The 20077-nt window shown below is 40.5% G+C and carries 17 protein-coding genes; 6 read left to right on the top strand and 11 right to left on the bottom strand.

The features are described 5' to 3' along the window. Nucleotides 1–7: 7 nt before the first annotated feature. The 4 genes from QMD82_01980 to gltX all read right to left on the bottom strand — a co-directional run bounded on the left by QMD82_01980 (nt 8) and on the right by gltX (nt 6177). Nucleotides 8–2971, bottom strand: coding sequence for a T9SS type A sorting domain-containing protein (locus tag QMD82_01980; GenBank protein MDI6850694.1), 2964 nt, complete (start codon nt 2969–2971; stop codon nt 8–10). Between the two features lie 80 nt (nt 2972–3051). Further along, on the bottom strand, nt 3052–4314 hold the full coding sequence (locus QMD82_01975; GenBank protein ID MDI6850693.1) for a Mur ligase family protein: 1263 nt from the start codon (nt 4312–4314) through the stop codon (nt 3052–3054). After that, a complete protein-coding gene (locus QMD82_01970; protein ID MDI6850692.1) occupies nt 4304–4750 on the bottom strand; it encodes an NUDIX domain-containing protein in 447 nt (148 codons plus the stop codon). Before QMD82_01970 ends, QMD82_01975 begins: the two co-directional genes overlap by 11 nt. A gap of 2 nt (nt 4751–4752) precedes the next feature. Next, the gene (gene gltX, locus QMD82_01965) at nt 4753–6177 is read right to left on the bottom strand and encodes a glutamate--tRNA ligase (protein ID MDI6850691.1); all 1425 of its coding nucleotides are present in this window, start codon (nt 6175–6177) and stop codon (nt 4753–4755) included. 93 nt (nt 6178–6270) lie between these two features. On the opposite strand from gltX, the gene rbfA reads away from it, so the two are divergent. The 3 genes from rbfA to QMD82_01950 are packed head-to-tail and all read left to right on the top strand — an operon-like array spanning nt 6271 to nt 8316. After that, nucleotides 6271–6573, top strand: a complete 303-nt coding sequence (gene rbfA, locus QMD82_01960) for a 30S ribosome-binding factor RbfA (GenBank protein MDI6850690.1) — start codon at nt 6271–6273, stop codon at nt 6571–6573. After that, nucleotides 6548–7432, top strand: coding sequence for a tRNA pseudouridine(55) synthase TruB (truB, locus tag QMD82_01955; protein ID MDI6850689.1), 885 nt, complete (start codon nt 6548–6550; stop codon nt 7430–7432). Before rbfA ends, truB begins: the two co-directional genes overlap by 26 nt. Beyond that, nucleotides 7429–8316: a bifunctional riboflavin kinase/FAD synthetase gene (locus QMD82_01950; GenBank protein ID MDI6850688.1), complete on the top strand. Its 888-nt coding sequence runs from the start codon at nt 7429–7431 to the stop codon at nt 8314–8316. Before truB ends, QMD82_01950 begins: the two co-directional genes overlap by 4 nt. On the opposite strand, the gene QMD82_01945 is transcribed toward QMD82_01950, so the two are convergent. The 6 genes from QMD82_01945 to QMD82_01920 form a co-directional block, all read right to left on the bottom strand. Beyond that, on the bottom strand, nt 8296–8544 hold the full coding sequence (locus QMD82_01945; GenBank protein ID MDI6850687.1) for a hypothetical protein: 249 nt from the start codon (nt 8542–8544) through the stop codon (nt 8296–8298). The genes QMD82_01950 and QMD82_01945 overlap by 21 nt on opposite strands. Next, on the bottom strand, nt 8537–9826 hold the full coding sequence (eno, locus tag QMD82_01940; GenBank protein MDI6850686.1) for a phosphopyruvate hydratase: 1290 nt from the start codon (nt 9824–9826) through the stop codon (nt 8537–8539). The genes QMD82_01945 and eno overlap by 8 nt, the downstream gene beginning before the upstream one ends. Nucleotides 9827–9838: 12 nt before the next feature. Then, entirely contained in the window at nt 9839–11653 is a 1815-nt protein-coding gene (locus QMD82_01935; GenBank protein MDI6850685.1) for a peptidyl-prolyl cis-trans isomerase, read from the bottom strand. 93 nt (nt 11654–11746) lie between these two features. Continuing rightward, complete coding sequence (locus tag QMD82_01930) at nt 11747–12898, bottom strand: FAD-binding oxidoreductase (GenBank protein ID MDI6850684.1); 1152 nt, start codon at nt 12896–12898, stop codon at nt 11747–11749. Further along, the gene (locus QMD82_01925; GenBank protein ID MDI6850683.1) at nt 12888–14978 is read right to left on the bottom strand and encodes an FAD-dependent oxidoreductase; all 2091 of its coding nucleotides are present in this window, start codon (nt 14976–14978) and stop codon (nt 12888–12890) included. The genes QMD82_01930 and QMD82_01925 overlap by 11 nt, the downstream gene beginning before the upstream one ends. A gap of 15 nt (nt 14979–14993) precedes the next feature. After that, nucleotides 14994–15740 carry a class I SAM-dependent methyltransferase gene (locus QMD82_01920; GenBank protein MDI6850682.1) on the bottom strand — a complete coding sequence of 249 codons (747 nt, stop codon included), beginning with the start codon at nt 15738–15740 and terminating at the stop codon, nt 14994–14996. Nucleotides 15741–15846: 106 nt separating this feature from the next. Here QMD82_01920 and QMD82_01915 point away from each other — a divergent pair, with 106 nt between their 5' ends. Continuing rightward, nucleotides 15847–17079: a cysteine desulfurase gene (locus QMD82_01915; GenBank protein ID MDI6850681.1), complete on the top strand. Its 1233-nt coding sequence runs from the start codon at nt 15847–15849 to the stop codon at nt 17077–17079. Between the two features lie 9 nt (nt 17080–17088). After that, the gene (gene purM, locus QMD82_01910) at nt 17089–18090 is read left to right on the top strand and encodes a phosphoribosylformylglycinamidine cyclo-ligase (GenBank protein MDI6850680.1); all 1002 of its coding nucleotides are present in this window, start codon (nt 17089–17091) and stop codon (nt 18088–18090) included. 77 nt (nt 18091–18167) lie between these two features. On the opposite strand, the gene QMD82_01905 is transcribed toward purM, so the two are convergent. Next, nucleotides 18168–19145 carry an NAD(P)-dependent oxidoreductase gene (locus tag QMD82_01905; protein ID MDI6850679.1) on the bottom strand — a complete coding sequence of 326 codons (978 nt, stop codon included), beginning with the start codon at nt 19143–19145 and terminating at the stop codon, nt 18168–18170. Between the two features lie 43 nt (nt 19146–19188). On the opposite strand from QMD82_01905, the gene QMD82_01900 reads away from it, so the two are divergent. After that, entirely contained in the window at nt 19189–20076 is an 888-nt protein-coding gene (locus tag QMD82_01900) for a hypothetical protein (GenBank protein MDI6850678.1), read from the top strand. The last annotated feature ends 1 nt before the right edge of the window (nt 20077 follow it).

Raw genomic sequence — 20077 nt, 5'->3', positions numbered from 1 at the left:
TTTTTAGCTACTTTGTAACCATTATCTTTCTGATTTCGCTTGATTTTTCTGTGGATATTCTCAGGAAGTAAATCCCTCTGGAGAGTTCATTGTTGTAACTGACCTTGTGACTCCCAGGAGCTAACTGACCGGAGAATATCTTTGCTACCCTTCTACCGGAAACATCATATAGCATAACTTCTAATTTTTGGGCATTATCAGTCTTTACAATGAAGGAAATTTCGCCTTTGAAGATTGTTGGCATTGATATGGAGAATGGCCTGTTTCCGCCTTCAGCAATAGATGATACAAAGTCACCGAAGACGAAGTCATCGATATACCATCCAGGCCTTGTTTCAGACCCGTCCGAGGCGAATCTAAATCTTATTCTAAAGGTATCACCAGCGCTTACGGAGGGAAGATCAAAGATGGCACGCTCCCATCCAGCTGAGGTGCCGGAGAACCCCGGTTCATTTCCTAATCCTACTACGCTACTTCTTGGATAGTTGCCCCGCGGTGTTATTAGAGTATAAGGTCCACCATTAATTGAGATAGCAACATTACCACCATCGTAAGCTGTGGATGTGTATGCTTCCATATTGTACCAATGGAAGAAGCCAAAGGTTGGTGCATCCTGTGTTGCAATAAGTATAGGGGAATAGAGCGACCAGTCTGCGTCATTGGCATAATCTCCTGCAAGTGCCGTTGCCCAACATCTTTGGCCAGAGTGCGCAGAACTTGGGCCGTAGGTTGGAATACCCCATTCCCATTGGGTTCCTGCGTCGGCGGTAAAATCTCCTGTATGTTCCTCAAAGTCATAAAGGGTAGTATAGACTATAAAGCTTTTGCTCATTGAGTTATTTATGGGGTCTTCATCAGCGAGCAGGATGTTTAGTTTTGCCTGATAATCGAATCCAGCTCCAGGTGGTGTAAAGGATACAAAGGTGAGGGTGTCGACCTCGTCAGGGGCTATTGAAGCTATATTTGCGGTGTCAGCATAGATTGTGTCAGCCCCATTTAAGATAAGTAGTTCGACATCGACATTTGTTTCGGTATTCTGTCCAATGTTTCTAACAGTTGCCATAGGTGTGATTTCCTCTATTGTCATAAGATCGGAAAGGTTAAGGAAGGCGCCTACTGCAAGATCATGACTTCTTTCGGGTCTTTTCCAGTAGATGGTTAAGTTGTCATGGACAACAACAGGGTCTCCATTATAGGAATATTTCAGGTACCATTCGTTTGTACCGCCATTCCCCTGGATTCCAATGGTTGAGGAATTAAGGGTACCGGTCATTGAGAGGTAGCTCATTACAATGTCGCCATTGGGGTAGAGGATTACCTGCATATTGTAGGTCCCCGTTCCTCCAAAATGTTGAATGTTTTCAAAGTGTATTATTGCATAATCTTGAGTGGCAAGGTACCTGATCTGACCACCTAAGGTAGGATTGAGGTCATCCCAGAAGAAGGCAATTAGATAGGGTATGTCTGCATAAGGTAGATCTTGATTGCTGTAAGCAGTTATAGAGGCGGTGGATAGAAATCCGTTGGAGCAAAGGTACAGCTCTGTGACTGTTGAGTCATAAAATGGGAATGCAAAAGGTAGAGTTATAGAAGTGTTTCCATCATCACTTAAGGAGATAACCTCTCCAGCCCCGGAATCGTACCAAATGAATTCGGGGCCTGTGGGATAGTCTGAATCCATAAAGGTATAGCCATATCCATCAGGACCGCCGGAGTGGACATTGGTAATAACTTCTATGGTTTGAGACGGCTCGGATTCGTGTTGTGGGACTTCGTTGTCGAGAGCGGTTAGGTAGACCGATACCCGTCCGGGGATTACGGTTACTGTGTCATAGAATGTGATACCTGTATCGGTGATGGGGTAGAAGTGATGTAAAGAACCATTGATGTAAACATTGATTCCTGCCAGATCATCAAGAGGTGTGCCATCCCGCTGAGTAGTGGGAGTCACGCCAACGATTTCAATAGTGGAGTCATCAATTACGTTTACAGCGGTAAGGGTTGGAGGTGCAGGCCATGGATCTCCGCCTGCATACCAGCTGACAGTAACGGGAATACTCAGGGAATCATCATAGGTCCAGGTTTGAAGAATATAAGTATATTTGGTACCGTCGGTGAGGCCTGTATCTTCATACTGTTGTATCCCGTTTCTAACTGTATCCACAAAGGTTGTGTCGCTAAGATTTGTTTCCGCTACTCTCAAAATTTTGATTCTGAAGCTGTCAAGGGGTGTACCGTCCACGCGGGTGGTGGGATCGGTCCAGGATATGGTAATGCTCGTGGGCGTTGTATAATCCGAATAGGCCGATAAATTCTCTGGTGGCAATGGATCTCCTTCTTCACCCGGTAGTTGGACTATTGCCTCTATGTTCCAGTTGTAGTTGAGCCCATAGTTTGCCAACTCTCCCCAGCCGCCTGCATAGACAAAATCTCCTTTACCAGAAACTGCTGGACCCTGATCAACGGAGATAGGATATTCCCCTGCTGCATGGGTAATCTCGACGGATACCCACAGATCCCTTGAGTTATCGATAATGACTGGATTTGATAAAGTGATCTCTATCCATCCTGCCGTTGATGCAGAATAAGGCTCTGTAGTAATTATACTACCGGGTTCAGAGGTTGTACCCTGATCGTAGATTTTCACTTGGCCATTGTGACTCCCTTCATGGTGGTAAAATCTTACCTTTATGAGTTTCCAGTTTCCATATGACCCAAGTTCTGTTGGTGTTAACCTGATTGCCGCCTCATACGTGCCTCCGTTGGTAAGGCCGATGGCGTTGTAATCTATGGAATTATAATAGTACAGGGTATCTGTAGGCTGTTTCCCGGAAAAATCAGCCCTCGAGCGAACTATCGCTGTGCCTCTCCCAGCAGTGCTGAAGAGAGAAGTCTCTTCCTTTTTTACTTCTCCCGGTGTTCCTGCAGTGAGGAAACCGGTAACTATTACTAAGGAAAAGAGATACCTCATAACACCTCCTGCGCAAACAATATTATAATTTATTTTTTTGCGATTGTCAACCTCTATTTAAATCATTGATATTTAAGGATTTATGAACTCAATATTTTCTTTAATTCCCCCGCGAGATAGAAGGATCCAAAAACGAGGATTTTGCTCTCCTTTTTTCTTGCAATTTCTATGGCCCTTTGGGCATCCGGGGCACTTTCCAAATTCTGCTCTGGTATACCGTATTTCAAAAATAATCTTAAAAGTTCCTCAGAATTGAGTGCCCTTGGGCTTTGAGATTGAGTTACTACTATATGCTTGGGATTTGTTTTTACAATTTCCCTTACTATTTTCTCATATTCTTTATCTTTGTTAATTCCAAAAAGGAGCACACACTCATTACCAATTATTTTTAATGCAGACTGTATGAATTTCCTCACCGAATCGTAATTGTGGGCGCCATCGATTATTATTAGTGGGTCTTTTGAAATCACTTCAAACCTTCCATCGATTTTTACCTTTTCAAAGTCAAAGTCTCTGAAGCCCAATACTTCAAGAGAAAGCGCTGAGAGTGCCATATTTTTTGCTTGAAACATGCCACCTTGGTTCAGGGTAAGAATTTTTTCTTCAAAGAGCCCTCTATATTTGATGACAGTTTTATCCAACTTTGCCTCTATCAGCTTGAAATTGGCATTCTGGTTTAATAGGTACATTTTTGCATTATATTTTTCACAGGCCCTTCTTATCACGCTATACACTGCTGGATGCTGTGAGGCGACAACTACGGGGTTTGAGTTTTTAACAACCGCAGATTTTTCTCTCGCTATATCAGTTATTCTGTGACCGAGTATATCCATATGATCGTAACTAATGTTTGTAACTATTGTGAGTATCTGATTTAATACATTGGTAGCATCGAGCCTCCCTCCAAGCCCAGCCTCAAAAACTGCAAAATCGACTTTTTCTTCCAAAAAGTAGAGAAAAGCTATTAGAGTTAAAGTCTCAAACACTGTTTTAAATCCCCTTTTCCCTTCGAGGTGAGGCTTTATAATTTCTACATACCTGGCAAAAGTTTTTTCAGGTATCATTTGGCTGTTTATTTTAATTCTTTCTCTTATATCTACAAGGTGAGGGGATGTGAAAAGCCCCACTTTGAAACCTAAATACTCAAGTCCCCCTGCAACAAGATGGGCGGTAGAGCCTTTACCTTTAGTCCCAACGATCAAAATAGGCCTTGGAACTTTGAGATGCGGATTATCAAATTCTTTAAGAAAATCTAAAAACGGTTTTAAAGATTCAACGTACCCTTTCTTCTTTTCGTAGTCAATAAGGGAATAAAGAAATTCAACCGCTTCATTAAATTCCATGTAGTTTTTTTATAAATTCGTGGGCTTCGAGCAGAAGTTCTCTTGCATTCTCAAATTTAAGCTTAATATATGCAACCCTGAGGGGAAACCAACCATAGTCAGAGTGTTCCTTGGACAGTTCTATAGGTTCTTTTTTAAAACAGTGCGCCAGAAAGTAGTGGACGTCTTTTATTACTTCTACATAATCTTTGACAAAAGTGTAGCTCAAAACTTTGTGAAATCCATCAATGATTTCAAAGTTCTCAATTCCGGTCTCTTCCATCATTTCTCGTTTAGCGGTTGCTAATAGGTCATTGTTATCTCTGTGTTCCATGTGCCCTTTGGGAAAACTCCAATGAGTCGGGTGCTTTAGAAGCAAGTAGAGAATCCTGTCTCTGTCTATGGTATAAACTACAAAACCGCTTGAGATTTCTTTTACCTTTTTTAACGGTTTCATGGTTAGAGGAGCCTTTCAATGCCTTTTTTAATTTTCCTGATGGAGATTTCTTTTCCGAGGGCCTCCATTAATTCAAATAGACCAGGCCCAATAGTTTTCCCTGTAAGCATTATTCTGATAGGGTGAATGAGGGTTCTTGGCTCAATTTTCTCTTCGTTTGCAAAGTTTCTCAGGGCTGTCTCAATATTTTCTTTTGTAAATTCTTCCAGGTCGTCAAGAATTTCGGAGAACTTCAATAAATATACCTTAATTTCAGGGTTTGAGAGGTATTTTTTGACGCCCTCTTCGTCGTATTCTATGTCATCGGTGAAGGCGAACCTGCATGACTCTGATAGTTCTGATAAAGTTTTTACCCTTTCCTTGTAAAGTTTGATAAGGTTTTTAAGTAGAGTGGGTTCTATTTTGTCTATCTCAAATCCCTTTTCGACAAAGAAGGGCTTTGACAGTTCGAAAAGTTCTTCTTCCGTTTTTTGCCGGATATAGTAAGAATTCATCCAATAGAGTTTATTGAAATCAAAAACTGAGCCTCTCTTTCCAACTTTTTTAAGGTCAAAAAGCTCAATCATTTCCTGGAGTGGGATAATTTCTCTGTTACCTCCAGGTGACCAGCCGAGAAGGGCAAGGAAGTTAACGAGGGCTTCAGGTAAAACCCCTATTTTTCTAAATTCGAGAACCGATGTAGCTCCGTGCCTTTTTGAGAGTTTCCCCTTTCCGTCAGGGGCAAGAATCACAGGTAGGTGGGCAAAAATAGGGGGTTCCCATCCAAAAGCTTCGTACATAAATACGTGATAAGGTGTGCTTGGTATCCATTCGTCTGCTCTCATTACGTGGGTAATACCCATTAAATGGTCATCTACAACATTTGCCAGATGATAAGTGGGATATCCATCGGATTTAAGAAGGACAATGTCCTCAAGCTCTGAACCGTGCACCTTTATAGTTCCACGCAGATAATCTTCGAAAACAATTTCCCTGTCCAAGGGGGTTTTCAGACGTATTACGTATGGTATCCCTTCCTTTACCATCTTTTCTGATTCTTCTGGTGATAGGTATCTGCATTTTCTATCATAACCCGGTTTGAGCCCTTTTTTCATCTGTTCTTCTCTCAGTCTTTGAAGCCTTTCCTCAGAGCAAAAGCATCGGTACGCATGCCCTTTCTGCAAAAGCATTTCTGCGTGTTTCCTATAAATTTCAATTCTTTCGCTCTGGAAGTAAGGGCCTTCATCCCAGTGGAGTCCAAGCCATTTAAGACTTTCTTGGATATCCTCAACGGAGCCAGGGACATATCTGGTTCTGTCAGTGTCTTCTATTCGGAGGATGAAGACACCGTTGTTTTTTCTTGCAAAAAGCCAATTGAACAAGGCTGTACGTGCTCCACCGACATGCAAATATCCTGTAGGTGAAGGAGCAAAACGAACCCTTACCATCGAATCCTTCCTTTTGTTTAAATTTTAAGGCAACACCTTGCAACATTCAATAATCTATTTGGTTTTTCGTATTCTGGAAAGTATAATTTAAACATGAAGCCTTTTAAAAGAAGTGAAAGAGTTGCTCATGAGATTTTAAAAATTTTGCAGGAAGCAATTTTGTTTGAAGTTAAAGATCCGCGTTTAGCAAGGCTCACTATTGTTAGAGTGGATGTAACAGGGGACTTGAGATTTGCTAAAGTTTATTATGAATCGTCGATTCAGGATGTTGAGAAGGGATTGGAAAGTGCGAAGGGTTTTTTGAGGAGTATAGTAGCAAGGGAACTGAATATCAAGTTTGCACCAGAACTTGAATTTATTAGAGTTGAAAATGGATGGATTTCTCAATATTTATAAAGAGAAGGGCCCCACTTCATACGACGTTATAAGGGTACTTAAAAAGATTTTGAAAATAAAGAGAATAGGTCATGCTGGGAATCTTGACCCTATGGGAGAGGGGGTTCTTGTCGTTGGTGTTGGTAAGGCAACGAGGTTTCTCGAATTCATAATGAATGAAACCAAAGAATATCGAGTTAAGGTTAAATTTGGTATCTTAACTACTACCCTTGATTCTGAAGGAGAAGTGATTCAGGAAATGCCGGTACCCGTTCTTGGCGAAGAAAATGTTCGGGAAGTCCTTGCCCAGTTTCAAGGAGAAATCGAGCAGATTCCACCATCTTTCTCGGCGATTAAATTTGAAGGGAAAAGACTTTACGAGTATGCAAGAGAGGGCGTATTTCTTGTTCCAAAGCCGAGGAGGGTGAAGATTAACAAAATAGAACTACTCGAAGTAGGAGAAGATTATATTATTATTGATGTGGAGTGCTCATCAGGTACTTATATGAGATCCCTTGCGAGGGACATTGCACAAAAACTCGGAACTGTGGGAATCGTGAAGGATTTGGTGAGGTTGAGAGTAGGTGATTACAGAATAGAAAATGCAGTGAAGTTAGATGATGCTGCAAAGGTGATAGATTCAATCATTTCTATTCATGAAGGGCTTCCAATGAAAACCGCGATATATTTGAATTCTACAGGAGCATCCATGTTTATGAATGGTAATAGGGTCCCACGACGTTTTATATCCAAATTGTCCTCAGATACAAGAGCTTTCTCTCTTGTGAAGGTTTTTGACCAAGAAGGCAATTTTTTGGGAATTGGCTTTTTGACGTGGGAGGGCGTTGAACCAAAGAAGGTTTACGTGCCAGAGGAATGAAAAATACTTGCATTACCGTTGGCACCTTTGACGGCGTTCATATCGGGCATAGAGAGATAGTCACAACTACACTCAAAATTTCAGCTGCGTTTAAGTTTGAGCCATTGGTTCTGGTACTTAATTACCCGCCTAAATTTAATCTTCAGAACTCAGAGAGATTTCTTATAACTACGGATGAGGAAAAGATGTCTTTATTGAGAGAGCTTACCAACGGGAAGGTGGAGGTCCTTGATTTTACTAAAGAGATAGAATCACTGGAGCCAGAAGAATTCTTAAGCTTCCTAAGAGCTCGATATTATGCCAAGCACTTAGTTGTAGGGTTTAATCATACCTTCGGTAAGGGAAGAAAAGGAGATGTTCCTTATCTTTCTAAGATAGCTGAAAAGTTCGATCTTTGCATTACCGTGGTTCCGCCTGTTAAGATTGAGAATGACGTCGTGAGTTCTTCCTTTATAAGGAGTCTGCTCTACTCAGGAAATGTTAAATTGGCTGCAAAGTGCCTTGGCAGGTTCTACTCTGTTTCTGGAATAGTGGTGAAAGGTGCTGGTATTGCCAAAGAACTTGGATTCAGGACAATAAACTTAGAAATACCCGATAAAAAGATCGTTCCAAAGAAGGGGGTCTACGCTGTCATTGTATCCTTAAGGGGTAAAAATTTCCCCGGTGCATGTTATATTGGGGAAAGTCCTACCCTCGGACTTTCCAGGTTTAGCATTGAGGTGCACCTCATTAACTTCCAAGGTGAAGTATATGGTGAATTGGCAACGGTTCAGTTTGTAGATTTTCTGAGAGAAGACATAAAATTTCCTTCTGTTGAAGAGCTTAAGAATCAGATTTCAAAAGATGTTGTTGCTTCTAACAAGTTAATCTCGCAGTTCCTTTAATCTTTGTTCTAAGACTTTTCTTTTCCCTTCTTCGGTAAGCATATACTCCTTTCTTGCGGTGGCTGTTAAGAGTCTTGCTTTAAGGTGAAGAGCCTCTTTTGCATATTTTTTGTAAGTTGTGTTGGTGTTAAAAAATTCAACTAAAACAACTACATAATGGTAAGCAACATAAATCAAAAGAAGATAGATGGCATATTTCAGAAGTCTTTTTTTCTGAAACTTAGTCAAACCGTGCCTGGTTTTTTATTGCATTTAATCCAGGATAAATAGCGTTTTTACCCAGCTCCTCTTCAATTTCAAGAAGTCGGTTATATTTCGCAATCCTTTCCGATCTTGAGAGAGAGCCTGTTTTAATCATCCCTGTATTCATCCCAACAGCGAGGTCGGCAATTGTGGTGTCTTCTGTTTCTCCAGAACGGTGTGAAACCATTGCAGTGTAACAAGCCGTGTAAGCTAATCTGATAGTCTCTAACGTTTCCGTTACCGTTCCAATTTGGTTAAGTTTTATAAGGATGGAATTGGCAATTTTCTCTCTGATGCCCGTTCTTAATATTCCCGGATTGGTGACGAAAATGTCATCACCCACTAATTGCACCTTTTTACCGAGCTTTTCAGTCAATTTCTTCCATCCTTCCCAGTCTTCTTCAGCAAGTGGGTCTTCCAGACTTATTATAGGATATTCTGATACCAGTTTTTCGTAATAAGCAACCATTTCTTCCGTTGTCAACTGCGTTCCTTCAAAGTTATACTTTCCGTTTTCATAGAACTCACTGGCTGCTGAGTCCAGAGCTACGTAGATATCCTTTCCTGCTTTGTAACCAGCTGTTTCAATGGCTTCTAATAAGGTTTCAATAGCTTCTTTTGCGGTTTTTATTTGGGGTGCAAATCCACCCTCATCCCCTACTGATGTCACTTGTCCTCTGGATTTCAGTATTTTTTTCAAATTCTGGAAAACTTCTGCACCATATCTTAAGGCTTCTGCAAAGGTCGGTGCACCGGCTGGAACTATCATAAACTCCTGAATATCAAGGGGATTGTCTGCATGGACCCCACCGTTTATAACATTCATAAAGGGTACAGGAAGAGTCTTTGCATTAATTCCACCGATGTACCGGTAGAGTGGAATACCCAAGGAATTTGCTGCCGCTCTCATTACAGCCATTGAGACGCCCAGGATGGCGTTAGCTCCAAGTTTTGATTTATTTTCTGTACCATCTAAGTTGATCAAGAGGTAGTCAATTTCTGCCTGGTCAAAAGGTGATTTTCCAATAAGCTTGGGTGCAATGACGTTGTTAATATTCTCTACAGCCTTTTTTACTCCTTTCCCGCCGTATCTTTTTTCGTTGTCTCTAAGTTCAAGAGCTTCCCTCGTGCCGGTTGATGCTCCCGATGGGACCTTTGCCTTTCCTACGGTCCCATCATCCAGAATACAGTCAACTTGAATGGTTGGGTTTCCCCTTGAATCGAGAATTTCCTTTCCTCTGATAAGTTCAATCTTGACTTTCTTCATTTTTTCCACTCCTTAATATAAATAAAAATAGCTTCTATAATCTTTTATATCTTGAAGGTCAACAAGCTTTTGCTGGTATTCACGGAAAGTGAGATCCCATATCCTTGAGTAAGATCCTACAGAGAATTTTGAGTTATTTTTAATTTCTTCGTCTGTCGGTTCAACCCGCTCCAGTAGCTTTACAATGTAGCCCCCATAAGGTTTTGAGATAAACGGGCCATAGAATTCACCAGCATTTTTTAATGAGTAAATAAAACCGCTAAATCTGATGTCTCTTCCAATGAAAGGAGATGGTATGGTTTTGGCAGTGAAATAAGAGGTTGATTCGACAACACAAGGAATCGAAAGTTTTCCAGGAATAGAATCTAATTCTACACCACTTTTTATCAGGTTCATAGCTTTTTGAAGCTCTGCGGATATGAGTTCCATCTTTTTATCCGAAATGTACATCCCCTTAATTCTGGCCCTGACTTCGTTGTCCTCAAAATCAGGGATTACACCTTTGTCTTTTTTGTAAAGGTAGAAAACTTTGTAAGTGTTTTCATCTTTGATCACATCCGATATACTTTTCTTTCTTGATTCTTTTACAAATCTTTTGACCGCCTCGTTTCTAAAGCCAACGTATGGTATAAAGTATCCTTCAATATTGAATTCTTGGGTGTCAAATACTTCTAAATTTAGCTCTTTTGCAGCCTTATCAAATCCTTTCTTTTTTGCCAACTCTCTGAATTCCTCAGCTTTTCTATATGCTTCCTGGTAAGTATTTTCTGAAGGCCGAATTGCAACGTAAATATCCTTTACCCTTATGCTGTCTTTCGCTTTTTCCACTATTTTGAAAAGATAAAAACCTTCTCTAAATTTGAAAGGCCCAGCGACATCGTTGACCTTTAGAGGAGAAAGGGACTGATAAATGGTGTCAAGTTTGGTGTCATTCTTTCTTATCCATCCAAAGTCGCCATGATCGTCGGAGAAATCTCGAATGAGATTTTCAAAGGTTTCACCCTGCTTGTAAAGTTCGAGGGCGGTGTTGATTCGGTCCAAGGCTATGGCTGTGTCTTCTGAAGTAGGGGCCACGCTAAAGACAACGAGTTTCATCGCAGCCCTTGGCGGTCTTTTGAATTTTTCTTTGTTCTTTTCATAATACTCTTGAAGGTCCTTCAGTTCTACTGGTATTAACGAGTCTGGTATCTGATACGCTCTTACGCCGAGATATTTGATTTTAAACCTTGTATTCTCAAGCCGGTAAATAGCTTCTTTCTCCGCTTGCGAAATGTTAAAGGATAGCGCTACATCCTGATTTGTCAACTCCTGCAACAGGTCGATCCTGATTTTCATGAGCTGATTTACCACGTAATCTCTATTCCTCGGATCCTTTAACACCTCAACATACTTGTTCTGATCAAATTTACCGTCGGTATAAAAGTTGGAGTCGCTGAGAATTTCTGCTGGTGGGTTCATAACAAGAATTTGCGTGTAAACATCGTTAGAAAATATCATTTTTCTGTATTTTTCGTCGAATCTGGATAGTTTAATTCTCCTAACGACATCGTAAAAACTGAAATCTCTTATGTTTTTTAATTCATCGGGTGTTAAATTTCTATTTGGTCTTGCCCTTAAAGTTTCTTGGACAGCAAAGGACACCATTCTTTCAAAATCGGTGTAATTGATTTTTATTCCATCAATTTCAGCCATTATCCCTTTATGCCACGGTTTTTGCCTCCCCCTGAACCCAGTTAGGGATGCGCCAAGCTCAAAAAATAGCCATGCGACAAAAGCAATTACAACTATCCAGAGGATTGTTTTTGTAGAAGACCTAAGTTTCTGCATGAACATAAAAAATACCTCCCTTTGTTGATAAGTATAAAAAGAGAATGGCGCTTAATCAAGAAAAAATTTGTTTTTTATTAGTTTAGTCCAAATTTATTTAAGTAATTCTTGTGCACCGAAGTCCCTGTCCGGGGAAAACTCTTGTAAAATTGTTTTTATTTCTTCGCTTGTTTTTCCTCCCAGGTATTCGCTGATGTAGTATCCCAGTCCGGGCCCGAGCATAAACCCTTGACCACACATTCCCACGAGATGCAGAAAGTTTTTGTAACCTTTAAAACCAACAATTGGGTTTCCGTCTGGAGTCATTGGATAAACGCCTCTCCAAGTTCTCCTAACTCTTATATACTTTAATTTGGGCATAACTTTTATCATCCGCTTTGCTACCATTGGGAGAAAGGTTGATGTCTCTCTGAGATCCGTTCCCCAAATAGGTGGGTCAGGGGTTAAGCAAAAAATGATTTGTCCAGTTTTGTGCTGATAAAAGTAAAAATTTTTGCTTCCTTTTTCTGGTTTAATATCCACAATCATTGGGTTTACAAATCTTTCAACCGGTTCTGTAACACCTCCCTCGTGGGAGTCAGGAGTTACCGGTAATTCTACCCCTGCAAGTTTTCCAATATCTGACGCATTCCCTCCTGCGCAGTTTATAACGATGTCAGCCCTGTAGCTTCCACTAAAGGTTTTTACAGCGGTTATTTTCTCCTTTTCAGATTCAAAAGAAATTACTTTTTCACGAAATTTGAAGATTGCACCATGTTTTTTTGCATGTTTGTAAAAACTTTCTATTGAGAGAAGAGGAGAAGCACTCCCATCCCGCGGAGAATAGGTTCCGCCCAGTAAACCTTCAGAATTTATACCGGGAATGATTTTAAGGATTTCTTCCTTTTCGTAAAAATCTATTTCGAGACCGAATTGTCTCTGATATTTGACAAGTTCTTTCAGCGAGTTCCTATCTTCTTCTCTATAAGTTACGAAGGCGTAGCCCCCTTCATAATATTCAATATCGTCACCAGTTTCCTTCTCCCAATTTCTGAATATTTCGAGGCTTTTAAGTCCCACCAAGATCTTGCCAGGTGAAGAGTGAGTTGCTCTAATGCCACCTATAGCGGCCTTATTGGAACCCTGTCCAGGGGCTGCCTTTTCGTCAACCACTAAGGTTTTAAATCCTTTCCTTGCCAGAAAATAGGAGAGTGGGACCCCAACACTTCCTGCACCGATAATAATTACATCAAATTTATTGTTCATTTTTCTTCTCCTTTAAACCCGCCAATGTCCCAAGGGTAACTTCCATGAACAAAGGCCTTTTTTCCCACTCTGTAAATTCGCCTTCTTTTATTCCTTCTTCTTTAAAGAGCCGTTTTATTAAATTTGTACAAGTTTTTCCCTGGCAGGCGCCCATGCCGGCTCTTGTTAAAGCTTTAATTTCATTCATATCCCTGACCCCTTCTCTGATTAGCTTCCTTATTTCACCAGCAGTGACCCTTTCGCATCTGCAAACAATAGCATCATCGGGGATGGCTTCCATCCTTTCTTGTGCATAAGAAGCAGGTTCCAATATTCTGATTCCACTTACTTTCTCGGCAATTTCTCTCGGCACTTTTACTTTTACCAATTTTGTTTTCACGGGAATTGTTCGTACCTTTTCAACAAATCGAAAACTGATAACCTCCCCCTTTCCAAGGACGTTACCTAATCTGTCGGTTAGTTCCACGATGTCTCCCACTTTTATTTTATCGTCACCAAATTCAAAAGGTAATGTTACGATGGGGTCTTCGCCCTTTCTGAAGTCCACAAGAGAGATGGCGAGGCCGGGACATATTGCTACACACATTTCACATCCAATGCACCCACCCTTGTAAATGGGTGGATTTAAGATATTCTCTTCGATGACTATACTATTTTTGGGGCATATTGTGCTACAAGGATTGCAAGGGATTTCCTGAACACAGTTTAAAATAGGGTACACTCCTTCTTTGATTTCAGGGTATTTCATTTCATAAATTTTTCCTGGTTTTGATTTAAGAACCTTTTGCGTTTCGTATAATTCCTTTGGAATTTCCCCTTCGTATAAACCAAGCTCTCTCAGTATTTCATACCCCTTAATTTTGCCAGAGAAAATTGCCGATGACGCTTCGGCAATTTCTTCCGCATCACCAGCTGAGTAGGCTTTAAGACCAAATCTAATAGCTTTTTCATAAAATTCATTGACGGGGTCTAACCCAACGGCAACAAGGACGGTATCGCAATCAAAGGTTTTCTCGGTTCCAGGAATGATTTCAAATTTTTCGTTTACCTTAGCTATTGTAATTGCTTCTACTTTTTCGGTACCATGGACTTTCACGACCGTATGAGAAGTAAAGACAGGTACTCCCAGTTTTAGTAGTTTTTCTTTATGAACGCTGTATCCACCAACCTCTGGCATGATCTCGCACAGGCCCACCACGTTAATTCCAGCTTGGAGGGCATGGTAGGCAGCAATTAAGCCTACATTGCCTCCTCCAACGACGAATAGGTTTTCAGCCGCCTTAACGAGGTCTCTGTTTACCAGTGTTTGAAAAGCGCCCGCGCCGTAGACCCCGGGGAGAGTATTTCCAGGGAACAATATAGATTTTTCTCTGGCACCCGAGGCGACAAGTAAAATTTTGGGCTTAACCAGGACGTATTCCTTTTGATCTTTAAGGATTCCCACTTTTTTGTCGGAAAATACCCATATTGCAATGGAGTTCAACCAGATTTCGATTGAGGGAAAGTTCCTTACCTCTTCTTCCAATTTTTTAGCGATGTCAATTCCTCTCATACCTGCATAGCATGCCTCTACCGAACCGAAAAACTTGTGGGTCTGCAGAACCAACTTTCCGCCGAGTTGATTTTTATCATCCACAATGAGGGTCTTTACGTTTCTCTCTCCGAGAACTGTGGCTGCTCTTAGTCCTGCGGGGCCTCCTCCAATGATCAGAACGTCATATTCATATTCTGGAATATCTTCAAACTCCACTTCGGCGTTAAAGTCCCAGTCGGGTAACTTCGGTAATCTTTCTAACGGATAGACTTCCATCCCCTCTTTTACTAAAGTCATGCAGGCTTTAACTGTGATCCCATCGGCGATGACTTTGCACTGGTCGCATTGCCCATTGGCGCAAAAGATTCCCAGTGGGGCTCCGTCCTTTTGATGTTTTCCAAAGATTCGGATCCCATTAGCGTAGAGTGCTGAAGCGATGGTTTCTCCTTCCCTCGCTTCAAGAGGTCTTCCATTAAATTTGAACGTAATAGTTTTTGCGGGAGTTACTTTTAAGATTGGATGTGAAGTTATTCTGTAATTTTTCATTATTTACCTTCCTTTTTAGTAAGCCAGGTAGGTTACCCTTGAGCTTGTTCTCCTACCCGGTGACAGAGTAAAATGGTCATAGCAATGAACTTTTGAAAAACCCGCTTGTTTCAAGTATTTTTTTACCTCATCCGGGCTATATCCTCTTTCCCGAAATACCGTATAAATTTTTTTGTAGTGATTTCTTTTGTCTATCCTTACAAAAAGGGTAAAGTGAAGGTATACAATTCCGTTTACGTACCGTGATTTCCAGATGGAAATTGTATTGGCCGTTTCTTCAACTCGGGTCAAGTTGTACCACTCGGTTTTGAAAGACCAACTGGTATTGAGATCGAAAATGAAGGGCCCCCCGTTTCGCAGTACTCTCCTAATCTGTTTAAAAGTTTCAACCATTTCTGCTGGCTTCAGAATGTTGTTGAGACTGTCAAAGGTTGAGATGACGGCGTCAAACGAGCTTGGCTTGAAAGGGATATGGCGAAAGTCGGCTGAAACAAGATGTATTGTTAAGAGTTGGTTAGATAATTTTTTCTTGGCTACTTTCAGCATTCCAAGAGAATAATCAAGGCCAAAAATTTCATATCCGTAATCTTTAAGCCTAATGGAAAGGTTTCCAGTACCTGATGCAAGGTCAAGAATCCTCTTTATAGGCTTGAGGGGAGCCATAGAAAGAAGAGTCTTCACATAGCGGGCCCATTCTTCGTAATCCACCTTTTCCATCACTTCGTCGTAATATTCAGCAATCAGACCAAAAGGGTCATTCATTGTGTAAAGTTTAATGGGATTTCTAAGTATCTTCAAACTTTTTGCAATCTGTTCCGTAATTACAAATTGGTTTTTAAATCCAGAAATTCAATTTTATAATTGAGCAATGAAACCGGCACTTAATGCGTATGATATAAGGAAGGACTTTCCAATTTTGCAGCGAAAAATTGGGGATAAACACCTTGTATATTTAGATAATGCCGCTACTTCACAAAGGCCAATACAGGTTATAAAAGCTCTTGAAGAATTTTATATTCTTCATAATGCTAATATCCACCGTGCTATCCATACACTATCAAGAGAATCTACTGAACTCTACGAAGAGGCCCACGAAAAAGCGAGAAAATTTATAAATGCAAGGTATTTTGAAGAGATTATTTTCACTCGGAACACTACCGAGGCTATCAACCTTGTTGCATATTCGCTCTCTTTTAACTTGAGGCCCGGTGATGAGGTAGTCACCACAGTTATGGAGCACCACTCCAATATGGTTCCTTGGCAGATGCTGAGGGACCATTTCGGAATTGAATTAAAATTTGCGAAGCTTGACTCAAAGGGTTGTCTCGATTTAGATCATTTAAACTCATTGATAACCGATAAAACTAAGCTGGTTGCTGTCACCCATGTTTCTAATGTACTGGGAGTGGTAAATCCAATTGAGGAAATTGTAAGAATGGCTCATTCGAGGGGAGCATTATGTCTCGTGGACGGGGCTCAAAGCGTCCCTCACATGCCAGTGGATGTACAAAAAATGGATGTTGATTTCCTTGCCTTTTCTTCCCACAAAATGCTTGGCCCTACCGGAATTGGTGTGCTTTACGCAAGGAAAGAATTACTTGAAAAGATGGAACCTTTTTTGAGAGGTGGAGATATGATATCTACCGTTACTGTTGAAAAACCCGAGTGGAACAAGTTGCCATGGAGGTTTGAGGCGGGTACTTCAAATTTTGCTGATGGTTATGCCTTTGGCGTTGCAATAGATTACCTTGAAAAAATTGGAATGGAGGCTATTTTTTTGCACGAAAAGGAAATAGCCAAACATACCATTGACAGGCTTGTAAACGAAGTTGAGGGGTTAAAAATACTCGGGCCTACGGAAAATCGCATTGGGGTCATATCCTTTTATTTTGAGGATATTCCGCCGGATTTGATTGGCCTTGCCCTTGACGAGGAAGGAATTGCTATAAGAACAGGTTGCCACTGTGCTCAGCCTTTGCATGAACACTTTGGCATTTCTGGGACTGCAAGGGCAAGCTTTTACCTTTACAATACTTTAGAAGAGGCAGATTATTTTGTTGATAAGCTTAAAGAAATTGTAGCAAGATACAGAAATAGTTGAGGGTGGGGTATGTTTTACAGAGACTCAGGAGTTGATATCGGTAGAGGAGATAGACTGGTAGAGTTTTTGAAAAGTATAATTAAATTAAAGTCCGAAAATATCGGTCCATTTGCTGCTATTATTGACCTTAATATTTTGAGGGAGTATAGGGAACCTGTTTTGCTTGCCTCTACTGACGGCATCGGAACGAAGATAGACCTGGCGCTTAAGTGGAAAAAGTTAGATGGACTTGGTTATGATCTCTTTGCCATGTGCGCAAATGATATTGGGGTCTATGGTGCAAAACCTCTTTTTTTTCTTGATTACTATGCCACGGGTTATTTGGATCTCAATGTTTCTAAGGTGGTTCTTAAATCCCTCGTGGAAGCCTGTGAGAAGTACAATTGTGCGCTGGTTGGAGGAGAAACGGCTGAACTTCCGGATGTTGTTGAGAAGGGAAAATTTGATATTGCGGGATTTATTGTTGGAGTTCAGGAAAAGTCGAGACTCCCTAATCCCAATAAAGTTAAACCCGGCGACATTCTCGTAGGGTTACCCTCGTCAGGTATTCACAGTAATGGTTATTCTCTTGTAAGGGCAATTGTGCAAAAGGCACAACTTAAAGCCGAATTTATGCTGGGTGAAAGTACCCTGCGAGATATTCTGCTTGAGCCAACCAGAGTATATGTGGGATTAACAGAGGAAATATTCAAAAGGTTTGAAATAAAAGGGGCTGCCCACATAACAGGTGGGGGTATTCCGGGTAATCTATCAAGAGTTATACCTCCAACTTGTGATGCCGTCATTGATAGGAATTCTTGGGTGATACCACAAGTCTTCAGATTTTTGCAAAGGAAAGGAGAAGTTCCTGAGGAAGAGATGTGGCGAGTATTTAATATGGGTATAGGTTTTATTTTCATAGTATCAAAAAAGGAACTTGAAAGCTTGGTTCAGTTTTTAAAAATTAAGGGTGAAAGTTTTTATATAATCGGTGAAATTACTGAAGGTTCAGGAAGAGTAATATTAAAGTAGCCATAATATTAAGGTTGAAGGTTTAGAATTTCAGGATTTTCGGGGGATTTTTAGTTCAGCTTACAGCTTGTTGAACTTTAGATCCATCCGTTTTCTTTATACCACAATAAGGTTTCGTAAAGTCCTTCAATCAATGTGTAATCAGGTTTGAAACCCGTTTCCATGTAAAGTGGAGTAGGGTCTCCGATCCAGTACTTTTGGGCCAGTTCGTTGGCTTTATCACTGTTGGCTATGGTGGGGGTATTGGTAATTCTGGCAAAGGTTTCGCTCAATTTCAATATCGGTCTAAAGATCCATTCGGGTATAGTAATTTTATGTACTCGTTTTTTCCCGTACAGCGATTTTATGTGTTCTACTATTTGGGTCAAGGTCGTATATTCTGGATTGGATACAAAATATACCCGGTTAATACCAGTATTTTCGCTTCCTATTAACATCTTTATGAGTTTTACAACATCTTTAACGTAGATAATGCTTAGGTACTTCTCACCATTAGGCATGGGGAAAATACCCCACTTTACATACTGGAAAAACCGAAGGGTTTCTTTGTCGTAAGGACCGTAAACGGAAGAAAGTCTAAGGATAGTGTAGGGGTACTGCAGATAATTTATTATATAGTTCTCAGCCATAAGCTTCGATTTACCATACCAGCTGACGGGCTCAGGTGTATGTTCCACTTTTTTCGGAGTTAGTTCCTTTGAGGGGCCTTGTGCGCTCTGGCTTGAAAGGAATATGAATCTTTTGAGGCTTTCAGGTTTCGCAGTGTTGATCGCATCAATGAGGTTTTTGGTAGTAGTGTAATTTCCTGAAATGAAATCTTCCTTTTTCAATGCCTTTATTACTCCTGCGCAATGTATAATTGTGTCAAGGTCTTTCACGAAATCTATAAGGGATTCTGGATTTTTAAAGTCACCGTAATAAAGCTCTGCCTCTGGCCAGAGTATCTTTTGATTCTTGGAACGCATGAGCAGTTTAATGGTATGACCATTTTTTAACAGCTCGGGAACTAAATTCCGTCCTATGAAACCCGAGGCACCTGTAACACCTATTAGCATTGATGTTTACTCATTATATTGGATTAACCTTATAATTCAAAATATGCATGGTTTTATCTTTGATACCAAGGAATGGAAAGTTGTAGGTATTGATGAGAATGGGTATGGACCACTTATAGGTCCATTGGTGGTTACTGGTGTCAAGATCAGTATAAAAGGTACAGATCCACTTTCTGCCTCAGAGGCAGAAGGATACCGCTTTCCTATACCTGTAAAAGATAGTAAAGACCTGTTTAAAAGAAGCAAGGGCAGTTACCGAATGGGTGAATCGGTAGTTTTGACCTTTATTAAAATGTTGGGTGAAGAAGTGAGGAGTTTGAATGAATTAATTGAAAAATTTGGGATTCAAAAGGTTAATTTAAATTCCTATGGGCTTTCTGATTTGGAAATACCTCTTTTTGGTGGCTTTGTAAACGAGAGGCTTATTAACTATTTTAAAAATTGTGGGATTGGTTTAGAGGAAGTGAAGTTTTCAGTCCTTATGGCTGATAAATTTAACGAACTCATTTCTTCCCTTGACAATAAGGCACTTCTTGATTTCCGAATTTTCACCGAGCTCATGAAAAGGTTTGATTCCTCCCACTTTTTGATGGGAAAGATCGGTGGAACTTCAAAATACGGAAGATTTTTTGAAACTTTTGGCTACCAATACAAAGTTTTAGAAGAGAGATTTGATTATTCCGCCTACGAAATCGAAGGCGGAAATTTCCTTTATTTTATAATGGATGGCGATAAAAAGTTTTTACCAATTATGTTTGCTGGAATTGTTGGAAAATACGTGAGAGAATCGGTGATGTTGGCATTATCTAAGGCTGTTGGTTACGAGGATGAAATTCCTTATGCATCTGGCTATTTTCACGATGCCAAAACCTACAAGCTGATTTCTAAGTTGCCTACTGAACTTAAAAATAAATGGGTAAGAGTGCGTTAAA

The sequence above is a fragment of the bacterium genome (assembly GCA_030019025.1).
GTDB lineage: Bacteria > Hydrothermota > Hydrothermia > UBA1063 > UBA1063 > UBA1063.
Note: the sequence above shows the minus strand (reverse complement) of the source record. Positions and strands in the feature narration are given on the sequence as shown.